At 37.6% G+C, this 11,196-nt stretch carries 12 protein-coding genes; 8 read left to right on the plus strand and 4 right to left on the minus strand.

What is annotated here, in order from left to right; genetic code table 11:
• Nucleotides 1–5: 5 nt before the first annotated feature.
• Both CHI06_RS28375 and CHI06_RS28380 read right to left on the minus strand, forming a co-directional pair.
• On the minus strand, nucleotides 6–1,001 hold the full coding sequence (locus tag CHI06_RS28375; RefSeq protein ID WP_095251978.1) for a sensor histidine kinase: 996 nt from the start codon (nucleotides 999–1,001) through the stop codon (nucleotides 6–8).
• Nucleotides 998–1,672, minus strand: coding sequence for a response regulator transcription factor (locus tag CHI06_RS28380; RefSeq protein WP_095251979.1), 675 nt, complete (start codon nucleotides 1,670–1,672; stop codon nucleotides 998–1,000). Before CHI06_RS28380 ends, CHI06_RS28375 begins: the two co-directional genes overlap by 4 nt.
• A gap of 1,475 nt (nucleotides 1,673–3,147) precedes the next feature.
• On the opposite strand from CHI06_RS28380, the gene CHI06_RS28385 reads away from it, so the two are divergent.
• The 6 genes from CHI06_RS28385 (at nucleotide 3,148) to CHI06_RS28405 (ending at nucleotide 8,385) form a co-directional block, all read left to right on the plus strand.
• Entirely contained in the window at nucleotides 3,148–3,864 is a 717-nt protein-coding gene (locus CHI06_RS28385; protein ID WP_095251980.1) for a hypothetical protein, read from the plus strand.
• 216 nt (nucleotides 3,865–4,080) lie between these two features.
• Nucleotides 4,081–4,212 (plus strand): hypothetical protein, encoded by a 132-nt coding sequence (locus tag CHI06_RS30890; protein ID WP_257009503.1) that lies wholly within the window; start codon nucleotides 4,081–4,083, stop codon nucleotides 4,210–4,212.
• Between the two features lie 94 nt (nucleotides 4,213–4,306).
• On the plus strand, nucleotides 4,307–5,740 hold the full coding sequence (gene nhaC, locus CHI06_RS28390) for a Na+/H+ antiporter NhaC (protein WP_095251981.1): 1,434 nt from the start codon (nucleotides 4,307–4,309) through the stop codon (nucleotides 5,738–5,740).
• A gap of 151 nt (nucleotides 5,741–5,891) precedes the next feature.
• Complete coding sequence (locus tag CHI06_RS28395; RefSeq protein ID WP_095251982.1) at nucleotides 5,892–6,335, plus strand: YbaK family protein; 444 nt, start codon at nucleotides 5,892–5,894, stop codon at nucleotides 6,333–6,335.
• Between the two features lie 144 nt (nucleotides 6,336–6,479).
• Nucleotides 6,480–7,205 (plus strand): N-acetylmuramoyl-L-alanine amidase CwlD, encoded by a 726-nt coding sequence (gene cwlD, locus CHI06_RS28400; RefSeq protein WP_306453856.1) that lies wholly within the window; start codon nucleotides 6,480–6,482, stop codon nucleotides 7,203–7,205.
• 124 nt (nucleotides 7,206–7,329) lie between these two features.
• Nucleotides 7,330–8,385 (plus strand): Mrp/NBP35 family ATP-binding protein, encoded by a 1,056-nt coding sequence (locus tag CHI06_RS28405; RefSeq protein ID WP_095251984.1) that lies wholly within the window; start codon nucleotides 7,330–7,332, stop codon nucleotides 8,383–8,385.
• A gap of 62 nt (nucleotides 8,386–8,447) precedes the next feature.
• Here the strand turns inward: CHI06_RS28405 and gerD are convergent, their stop codons facing one another.
• Nucleotides 8,448–9,032 carry a spore germination lipoprotein GerD gene (gene gerD / locus CHI06_RS28410; RefSeq protein ID WP_095251985.1) on the minus strand — a complete coding sequence of 195 codons (585 nt, stop codon included), beginning with the start codon at nucleotides 9,030–9,032 and terminating at the stop codon, nucleotides 8,448–8,450.
• Nucleotides 9,033–9,185: 153 nt separating this feature from the next.
• Here gerD and CHI06_RS28415 point away from each other — a divergent pair, with 153 nt between their 5' ends.
• Entirely contained in the window at nucleotides 9,186–9,872 is a 687-nt protein-coding gene (locus tag CHI06_RS28415) for a KinB-signaling pathway activation protein (protein ID WP_095251986.1), read from the plus strand.
• A 23-nt stretch (nucleotides 9,873–9,895) separates the two neighbouring features.
• On the opposite strand, the gene pdaB is transcribed toward CHI06_RS28415, so the two are convergent.
• Nucleotides 9,896–10,648: a polysaccharide deacetylase family sporulation protein PdaB gene (gene pdaB / locus CHI06_RS28420; RefSeq protein ID WP_095251987.1), complete on the minus strand. Its 753-nt coding sequence runs from the start codon at nucleotides 10,646–10,648 to the stop codon at nucleotides 9,896–9,898.
• Nucleotides 10,649–10,785: 137 nt separating this feature from the next.
• Between pdaB and CHI06_RS28425 the strand changes: the two genes are divergently transcribed.
• Nucleotides 10,786–11,016 (plus strand): hypothetical protein, encoded by a 231-nt coding sequence (locus CHI06_RS28425; protein WP_095251988.1) that lies wholly within the window; start codon nucleotides 10,786–10,788, stop codon nucleotides 11,014–11,016.
• Nucleotides 11,017–11,196: the final 180 nt, after the last annotated feature.

Genomic DNA, 11,196 nt, shown 5'->3' on the forward strand with positions numbered 1-11,196 from the left:
ATTTTTTATTCATCGTGTGTTTTTTGTATTATTAAATAAGGATCGCTATCTAGCGGGAAGTGAAGAATAAATTGTGTGAACTCATTCACTTTCGACGTACAACTGATATAATGTCCTAATTTGTTACTTAGCTGCTGGGCTAAATATAAACCCATTCCTGTCGATTTCGTATGCTTGCGCCCCGTTTCTCCGGTAAAACCACGATTGAAAATTCGCGGAAGGTCTTTTTGGCTGATGCCTATTCCATTATCCCGAATCAACAGCTGTTTTTCTTTTGGTGTATCAACTACGGAAATGATAATTTCTCCGCCATGTTCTGTATATTTTAAACAATTGATCAATAACTGATTGACGATAAACTGCAGCCATTTAGGATCACTTTGAACCTCTAGTGTATCGGCTTGCAAATCAATGCGGATTTTTTTTGAAAAAAAGGTTTTTGAATGGGACTTAACAATCTCCTTTGAAATCTTGATAATGTCACAATTTTGTATATCGTAATCCTGGTTAAAACTATCAAGCTTGGCGTAATAGAGAGCTTGATCAACGTAATTTTCAATCTTCGTAATCTCTTCCCTTAAACTATTCGCGTCCATATCGGTTTGCTGCAGTAGGCGTAGTACCGCGATTGGTGTTTTTATCTCATGAAACCACGAAACGATAAAATCATAATGCCCATTCTGCCTATCCTGAAGCTGATTTATTTCACGGATATGCTGCTTTTGGATTTCATCAATGTATGCTTTAGCGAATTCACCTTCTAGCGACAAACTGTCATAATCTCCACTTTTCATTTCTCTGGTCATACGTACATTTTGCTGGTATCGAAATAATAAAAATCCGAGTAGAACAATCGAAGATAAGGCGAAGGCATAGAAGAAAGTCCCCCATGCCCAGCTGTCATTACTATCGGTGAAAAATACGGCAGCGGAAATCAGGAAACTAGCTAGATATAGATAAATATAAGGCTTTTCATAGGTTAGATAGCGCAGGAAGGTCATTCGATTACATACCCCATTCCTTTCCGGGTGGCGATGAAATCCTCTAAACCGAGCGAAGCAATTTTTCGGCGCATCCGGTTCACGTTCACGGTCAGTGTATTATCATCAACGAACTGTTCTTCATTCCATAGTGCCTGCATTAAGTCCTCACGAGAAAGAATTTTCCCGACATTCCGCATCATTAATTGTAAAAGGATGAATTCATTCCGGCTTAACTCAGTACTTTGCCCATTAAATCCGATTGTTGAATTGGTTACATTTAATTTCAAGCCCCGATGGTTGAACATGATGTTCTCATCTTCCTGGTAGGTATATTTTCGGCGGATGAGCGCACTGATTTTCGCAACAAGGATATCCAAATCAAATGGCTTCTGGATAAAATCATCCCCGCCCATATTAATCGCCATAATGATATCCATATTCTGATTTCTGGAGGAAAGGAATATGATCGGCACCTTGGAAACTGAGCGTATTTGCTGGCACCAGTAGTATCCATCAAAGACCGGAAGATTGATATCCAATAGAACGAGGTGTGGATTTGTCTGTTCAAATTCTGTTAGCACCTTATCAAATTGGTTCACTTCTACTACATCATACTGCCACTTTTTTAACGTATCAGCGACAATCCGTCTGATTTTTTCATCGTCCTCAATCATCATTATTCTATACATGAAATCCCTCATCATTGTAAAATGGTCAATAACTTATTTTAGCATAACCGTTATTCCGACAATAACTGGCAAGTCTTTTTTCAACATGTTGAGTAAAACCTTAATAAACAAGGAACTCATTAAATTTAATCAAATGTTTCATTAAAGTAGAAAAATCAAAAATCTAGTCGAAGTTTGTATTTTCGGGGAAATAATAGGCAGTTTTTGCTGAATAATTCACTGATAAAGATATATTGGATCACGAATAATGAGATTATAGTGTCACGCGATATACTGAGCCTCAGGATGAAACTGCTAATGACCATATCGTTTTATTATGGATGAGAACTTTAAGTAAACCATAAAAGAAGAGCCATTTTTAATTGAACTTCACTGGAAGGAGCTTATCGTTTCCTTTTAGTCTTACGTATCGCCGGGCGATATGTCTTGTGAATTCAACTAGATAGAGAGGCAAACGCAGCAATCTTTGTTCAATCGGACCTCGAAGAGTTTATAGCGTTACGTAATACGGCTAAGCCTCAGGACGTAACTTCTAAAGATCTTATTGTTTTACCATGGATGAAAACCACAGTCAAAAGGAAGTGTCTTTTTTATAAAACGACTCCGGAACGTTTTTGACTTACGTATCGCCGGGCGATATGCCTTGTAAATTCAATCTAGGTAGGGTGGCAACTCAAAGAATAATTGTTCAAAAGGACATTTAAGAACATATAGCTCTACACGATACGGCTAAGATACAGGAGGAGACTGAAAAGACCGTGTCGATTACCATGGATGAGAACCTCCACTAAAAAGAAGCTAATTATTTCTTTTTGGATCTATCGTATCGCTGGGTGATATACCTTGTAAATTCAATCCAGATAGGGTGGCAACTCAAAGTATGGTGGTTCAAAAGGACATCGGAGAACTTATAGCGTTACACGAAATGGCTAAGACACAGGAGGAAACTGCAAAAGACCGTGTCTTTTACTATGGATGAAAACCTCCACTAAAAAGAAGCTAATATTTTCTTTTTGATTTATGCGTATCGCTGGGCGATATGCCTTGTAAATTCAATTTAGGAGGTGGCAAACTCAGAGTATGGTTGTTCAAAAGGACATTGAAGTACTTATGGCGTTACGAGATACTGCTAAGACTTAGGAGGTAACTGCTAATGACCGTTTCGAATACCTTGGATGTGAACCTTAACCTAAAAGGAACTAATCCATTTTTGGTATATCGAATCGCTGGGTGATATACCTTGTAAATTTCTAGTTAGAGTATATCGCCACCCGATACAGCAAAACCTCAGGACAATACTGCTATAGGGTTTTGTATTAAATGGATTAAGACTCTTATTCAAAATAAGAGGTATTCTTTATAGAATTCCTAAGGAAAGGGGCAAATCGTCTCTTTTTTTTTGTATCGCTAGGTGATATGGCTCTTGCAAATTCATCAATAACCCTTCATATTTATAATAAAAAAGGTGGTTAGATATGCGAAATGATATTCAACCGTATGAACGCTCTTTCTCTTCCAAGGAAGTGGCTGAGGAAGCCGGGATTGCAACACCTACTGTTCGGAAGTATGGCCAAATCCTAGAGCGGAATGGCTTTGTGTTTTTAAAAGAGGGTGATCGTCGTATTTTTGTTCAATCCGACATTGAAGCACTTATAGCGTTACGCGATACGGACAAGCCCCTAGACGATATGGCTAAAGAAATTGCCCAGCAACAAAAAGAAAGATTAGAAGGATTTAGTGAAACAGAGATAGCGGTAGCCGATACACATGACAATTTACCCCAAGACCCCAATCACTTAAAAGAAATATTATCCTATTTGGCCAATGAAATTGCAGCCACACGTGAAATGAATGTCCAAGTGATAAACGATATGACAAATCTTAAAACTACAGTTTCGAGGCTAAAGCAGGATCATCACGATTTAAGTTCTAACATTTCAAATTCAGCACAAAAAACGCAAACTAAGATAGAAAAATTATCTGAACAAGAAAAGATCCATTACGAAACATTGCTGGAACAGGAAAAACAAAAGAGCGAATACTTACAAAAAGAATTACAAAATCTTCGGGAAGAAATGAAAAAAGAGTGGCTTTCACAAAATGACTTTAATAAGCGTTTAGAAAAAGCGATTCAAAAACCTAAAGATAAATGGGAGTGGATTTTCTCAATTTTCGGTAAAAAAGGTTCTTGAGGCAAGAGGCACTCTAATTCCAAGGTGAAGCTCATTAATATTTCAAAGGCTCTCAATCAATTTGATTGGGGGCCATTTTATGTATATATCCCTTTTAATTAGAAGATAGCTGGAAACATGAAAAATTTTTGTAGACAGAATGAATAAAGCAATGTAAATTATTATATAAATATAATACTTTAGTACTTAAAAGCGTTTTAGTGTGAAAGTGAATAAATGCCTGCAGTTTTAGTAGAATTGTCATTAGCAGCAAAAAGAGACCGGATGGAAGGTGGAAATCCGGGCGATGATAAATTTGAAATACAGCTGCCTAGAACGGGCATATTTTTTAAAGAGGGCGGGGAGTAATTCCTGCCAACTAGGGTGGTACCGCGGAGTCCCTTCGTCCCTAAAGTCGAAGGGGCTTTTTTGCGTTTATTTTTACATCATAGGGGGAGATTTTATGCTTCAAGAACAGAAAGTGCTGGCAATTCGACCAGCCGAAGCGGCATTTATTACTGCACTTTTAATGGGTACTGTCGGTTATCTAATTATAGGGATTAAAGTAGTTCCGCAAATTGCAATAATCACAGGGATCGCCCTGTTGCTTGTATATGGTGCTGTTAAGAAAGTGAATTTTATGCAACTTGAAGGAGCAATGGCAGATGGAGCTAAATCCGGAATAGCCTCGGTCATGATTTTCTTTTTTATTGGGATGCTAATCAGCAGCTGGATGGCGAGCGGTACAATTCCGACGTTTATTTATTTAGCTGTCGAGTTAGTCTCGGGGAAATTTTATTATGCAATAGTTTTTGTAGTAACTTCGATTATCGGCTTAAGCATAGGGAGTTCCTTAACAACAGCTGCAACCTTGGGAGTAGCTTTTGTTGGAGCGAGTACTGCACTGGGCATTTCGCCTGTTATCACTGCGGGGGCAGTCGTTTCAGGAGCGTTCTTTGGTGATAAAATGTCGCCTTTATCAGATACGACAAACCTCGCTGCCAGCGTTGCAGGAGTGGATTTATTTGACCATATAAAAAATATGTTATGGACAACAATTCCGGCTTTTATTTTTTCGCTAATTGTTTATCTGGTGATTTCTCCAGCCGAAACAGAACAAAGCATTAAACAAATAGGAATCCTTAAAGATGCATTAATAAATCTAAACCTTGTACATTGGTACTCACTTTTGCCATTCATTATCCTCACTATACTGGCGGCCAAAAAAGTACCTGCAATCGCCACGCTTTCCGCTGGCATTATTTCCGCCCTTTTGATTTCTGTTTGGATGAATGGCGGAGTGGACAGCAAAGGATTTTTTGATTTGCTCTATTCCGGTTACAAGTGTGCAAGTGGAATCAAAGAAGTCGATTCAATGCTGACAAGGGGCGGAATTGAAAGCATGATGTTCAGTATATCAGTGATTCTGCTGGCACTAAGCATGGGGGGACTTCTCTTCAGGCTTGGCATAATTCCAGCTCTTATATCGCTTTTACAAGGTGTATTAACCCGAGTTTCCCTTTTAATTAGTACAACTGCCGGACTTGCGGTAGCTGTTAATTTTATTATTGGAGAGCAGTATTTATCAATCCTATTACCTGGAAATGCTTTTAAAGAGCATTTCATTAAAGCTGGCTTGGAACCGAAGCATCTTGCAAGAGTGCTCGAGGATGCCGGAACTGTCGTCAATCCTCTGGTCCCATGGAGTGTTTGTGGTGTATTTCTAGCTTCCGTTCTCGGAGTGCCTGTTACTGAATATTTTCCGTTTGCATTATTTTGCTTATTTTCACCATTGCTCACAATATTCTATGGTTTTACTGGCTTAACACTTCCGAAACACGATAAAAATTACAGTCATAAAGTTTCAAAGCGTTTTCCACAGTTTATAAAGCGTTAATGAACAAAGCCTCAATAACTCTCAACCAACTATTGGGTGCCTGTCACCATGTTCAGAAAGAATACGATAAAAATTGGCAATCGAAAACGCTTTGTAGTTTGTATTTCTTATGGCCCAAGGATGAAGAATAGACCTAAGAGGTGAAAAGCGAGTGACTGTAATTACAACCTTTAAAGAAAAGCGTCGCGATAAACAATTAAAATACGAGCGGTCTGTCCTTAAGGACTTATCGGTGAAAACGTTAAAAGAACGAGTTCAACAGTATTTTGGCTCAACAAGAATTGCGTCTTCTTTTGTTATGAATACAGGAATTGAAGAGGCTTGTTATGACGTAGCCTTGGAAGCCTACCTATTAGGAGCGAAATTCAGCAAATTTGGTTATTACGGTGAGAATATAGATGAGGTACGTAAACGCTGTTATAGAGAAGAGAAACATTTAATTGATACGTTGTACAATTTTCTCCTCTATTGGGGTAATGGGGAAGAAGGAACAATGAGTGAAACCCTTTATTACTCCTGTGAAGGCTATATAGATGTATGGTGGAAAGAGGGCTATGATAAAGGGCAAAGACGCAGGAAACTGCGATTACATTAAAAAATTATGTTGACCTGGCACTAGGGTGTAGAGGCAAGAGCCTCTGATCCTGGTGCTTTACTTTTACATTTCTTCTGAGTTCTAAACAGTTCCCTTGTCCCATATAGTTAAGTGAATAGGGACGAGCGGGAAGGAATGATTTTGGTGTCTAAGAAAAAATTAAAGGTCATTGGTTTTTCTGTTGGTTTGCTTCTTTTATTTCTGATTTTACAATATGATTTTGTCAAAGAGAACACATGGGGCGATTCATGGAGTCTTCCCTTATCAGGCAAAATAATATTACTTGACCCTGGCCATGGCGGTCCAGACGGCGGGGCTGGAAATTCAAAAGCATTAGAGAAGGACATTGCTTTGGATATTTCATTAAAGGTCAGAGATTATTTGCAGGAGCAGGGAGCCTTAGTTGTCATGACCCGGGAGATAGATAAGGATTTAGCAGACGAAGATACAAAAGGATACAGCAGAAGGAAGGTAGAGGACTTAAAAAAACGGTTAAAAATGATAAATAACTCAGACAATGACCTCTTTGTCAGTATTCATTTAAATGCCATTCCATCTTCTAGATGGAGCGGAGCCCAAACCTTTTATGCTCCTCATTTCAAAGAAAATGTCAAGGCGGCAAAATTCATTCAGGATGAGCTAATTGTAAATTTAGAAAATACAACTAGAAGAGCAAAGCCGATTAATTCTGTCTATATTTTAAAAAATGCTAAAAAGCCTGGGGTGTTAGTAGAGGTTGGCTTTCTATCAAATCCACACGAAAGAGAACAGTTAAAAAAGGAAGCATATCAAGAAAAGATTGCAGCTTCCATTTATCAAGGTGTTGTTCGTTATTTTACGAATGAGAAGGAGATAAAGATAGAAGATTAACAAGGGTAGTTACCCTTCTTTTTTTTGGAATGATAATGGGTAGTGATTCATTTAACTGTATCTGCTAAGAGTTATGGTATACTGAAAACTGGAAACGAATTCATTAGGTGAGGTGTTTGTTTACATGTTAACAGAAGTGAAAGTCCGAGAAGTGCTAGGGAGCTTAAAAGAACCATTTTTACATAAAACATTAGCAGAATTAAATGCTATTGAAGAAATAAAAATTAAAGAAGAGAAAAACCATGTCAGCGTGAAATTGCAAATTGCAAAAACGGGTACAGCTGAACAATTACAGCTGCAAACTCAAGTAGTTAATTTGCTAAAGGAAGTGGGAGCACAAACAGTTGGTATCAGATTTAGTGAGTTACCAGAAGCAGTGTTAGCAGAGCACCGTCAAGCAGCTAGCGAAACAGAGGATAAAGGTTTACTTGCTTCTAATAAAACGACTTTTATTGCAATTGCGAGTGGAAAAGGCGGAGTTGGGAAATCAACGGTTTCCGTCAACCTTGCTGTTGCCCTTGCGCGTCTTGGCAAAAAAGTTGGTTTAGTTGACGCAGATATTTATGGGTTTAGTGTTCCAGATATGATGGGAATTACTAAAAGACCAGTGGTTAGAGGGGAAAAAATTCTCCCAGTTGAGCGCTTTGGCGTTAAAGTCATTTCGATGGGCTTCTTTGTAGAAGATAATTCTCCAATCATTTGGCGTGGTCCGATGTTAGGGAAAATGCTCAATAGCTTCTTTAATGAAGTCGAATGGGGAGAAGTGGACTATTTACTGCTAGACTTGCCTCCAGGAACTGGAGACGTCGCATTGGATGTTCATACGATGCTTCCAGCTTGTAAAGAAGTAATCGTAACCACTCCACATCCAACAGCAGCTTTTGTTGCGGCACGCGCAGGTGCTATGGCACTGCGTACAGATCATGAAATTTTAGGTGTTATTGAAAACATGGCGTACTTTGAAAGTAAGCTGACAGGTGAAAAGGAATATGTATTTGGTAAAGGCGGCGGTGATAAATTGGCCGAAGACTTGAATACAGAAGTTCTTGGTCGTCTGCCTCTCAATCAGCCTGATTGGAATGATGATGATTTTGCTCCGTCAATTTATCAGGAAGATCATCAATTAGGAAAAATTTATCTAGAAATTGCTGAAAAAATGACAAGTCTTTTGAAAAAGTAAAATGGAAAGCCTCTTCCAAACCTGGAAGAGGCTTTTCATTACTATTTATTATTACTGACGACTTATTGTTCTTTTTCCTCACCTTTTTCTTCTTCTTTTTTCTGTGTTTCTTCAGCAGCCTTTAAGAGTAATTCTTGCATTTTTACCTTGAAAAGAGGGCTTTCAAGCGTTTCTGAAATAACCTTTTGAAGGTGTTCCCGATATTCCTTACTTTTTAAAGCGTCAGCCATTTCCTTCTGAATTTCCGGTTCCTTGAAAACCTCAATCATCATGCCTCTATATTCAGGATCTTTCATCAAATCCTTTAATAGTTTTTCGTTCTCGGTTCTCATGCTTTTTGCTATACCTTGGGCAAACTTTTCGTCACTAAAGGTTTTTTTCCAAAACTCTGTAGCATTCTCTGAAGTAAGGGTTTGTTGAATCGTATCCGAAACAACTTTTTGGTCCATCACCAGCGTTTCTTTCATCTTATCATCAGACATTACTTCCTGAATTGCTTTCTTACCATCATCTGTTTTAAGGATATCGACAACCATCTTTTTTGTTGCTTCATAATCTATCTGTTCTCCACCGCTTGCTTCTGGAGATGCACAACTAGTTAACATCATGGTGAAGAGCAAGAGAGGTATAAGGCTTTTTCCTTTCATAATAAAAGCTCCTTTCACATAAGAGTCCTTAATTTCTAGGATGAAGAAAAGAGCGTTAGATTATGCGTGAGGAAATTGAAAAGATGGATTTTTTATTATTGGATTGGTACAATCAGTAAGGATATTTATTTTTTATTATTGGAGGATAATAGTGTGACGAGTCGTATTTGGGTTAGGCTGTTTATGACAACGCTATTAATTGGCGGAATTACAACAGCAATTGTAGGCTTTATTATCAATTGGAATGAATATGTGCACTATTTTACTGATTTTCGAATCATCAATATATTATCCGCTCTTTTTTGGTTTATCTTATGGGGCATTCTTTATAGTGTTATAAGTCAAATGGGCTTTTTTGCCTACCTAACGGTTCACCGCTTTGGCTTAGGTATCTTTAAATCCGTCTCACTTTGGAATGGAGTTCAAGTAGTTATTACTCTATTTGTGTTATTTGATCTTGTTTATTTACGCTATGAGACCTTTGCAAAATCAGGGGATAGCCTACTCCCTTATATCGTTCTAGCAGTCCTTCTGTTAATTCCTGCTTTGGTCACAGCATGGTTTAAAGCCAAACAAACAAATCGAGAGGCATTTATTCCTGCACTCTTTTTTATGATTGTAGTAACGGTTATCGAGTGGTTCCCTGTTTTACGTGTTAATGAACATAGCTGGGTTTATCTAATGTTGTTCTCCTTATTAGCCTGTAATGCTTATCAATTATTGATCCTTCATAAGTTAAACATGCAATCACAACAGGTGAGACAGAGAATTGAGAGTAAACGATTACCGAATAAAAAAACAAATGCTCAGAAAAAATCAAGCAAAAAACCGTCCCTTTAATATGGTGGACGGTTTTCCTTTTGTTATTTAATTTCTTTTGATTCAACTTCTCCATTTGCGATTAACTCTGAAACAGTCACAAGTTTCAAGCCTTTACTTTGTAATTCATGGAGAATTCCCGGTACTGCCTTTGCGGTTTGTTTAGCGGAATCAGATGCATGGAGCAGTACAATATCTCCTTTATCCGCTTTCTTTACATTTGCAATAATTTGATTAACACCAGGATTGGTCCAATCCTTCGAATCTACACTCCAATGAACGACTGTGTATCCATACCGTTCAGCAATTTTTAAGGAGCGTTCGTCAAAGTGACCTGTGGGAGCACGCAGAAGCTTTATTTCTTTTATATTTAACTTACTAAAGGCCTCCTTTGCTTTTGCAATGTCTTTCCCAATATTAACATCTTCTAATTCAGTATAATCCTCATAGGCATATCCAAGAATTCCAATTTCAAATCCTTCCTTAACTATCCGATTGACAATATCCGGATGCCTCTCTGCCCATGAACCAGCCAAAAAGAAAGTCGCCGATTTCACATTCTCTTTTTTCAATGCATCTAAAATAGGCTCTGCCTTTTCATCACCCCAGCCAATATTAAAGGTAAGAGCAATGTCTTTTTCGCCGCGATAAACGGCTTTAGGTCCATCCTTTGTAGAAAAGACTGGAGATAACGACAGATTACTCATAAATAGGAACATTGCAGTAAAAAATGCAGCAATCACTACTAGAAAAATTTGTTTTACAGATTTACCATCCAACACAAAAAAGAAATTCATTATGACCACCTCGTCCATTGCTATCCTTGTCTCATACCTATGCAAATTTTTTTATGAATATGATTAACAAAAAATAATTATAAATTTTACTATTTTGGAAAAGACTACTAAAACTACATCTTACAAAGGGTGATTCAATGTTTGGGCTTCTCATTAATGAAAAAGAAGTAAAAGAAATGGAATACCTGATAAAGAGAGAGATGGATGAAATATTGTTTGACTTAAAGGATGATCGTATTGATCATATAGTAAAACGAGCAATGGAAGAACGTTATAAGATTTTATTTACTTTGTTTAGAAGAGTGGCCTCTCCAAATGAGTGTTTGAAATATATGAGACGAGATAATAAAAGCAGAAAGAAGGGATAGATATTCTTTCTTGAAAAAGAAAGGAATTAATTTAATAAATATCGTTGACTTTTAAATGGTATGTTGGTATATTAATAAACGTCGCTGCTGACGTTAAAGAAATCACTTGAAAAAAGTTATTGACTTTACATTGTGGTGATGATATATTGATAAAGTCGCTTTTAGTCGAATGAGTGAAAT

The sequence above is a fragment of the Bacillus sp. 7884-1 genome (assembly GCF_002272245.1).
Lineage (GTDB): Bacteria > Bacillota > Bacilli > Bacillales > Cytobacillaceae > Neobacillus.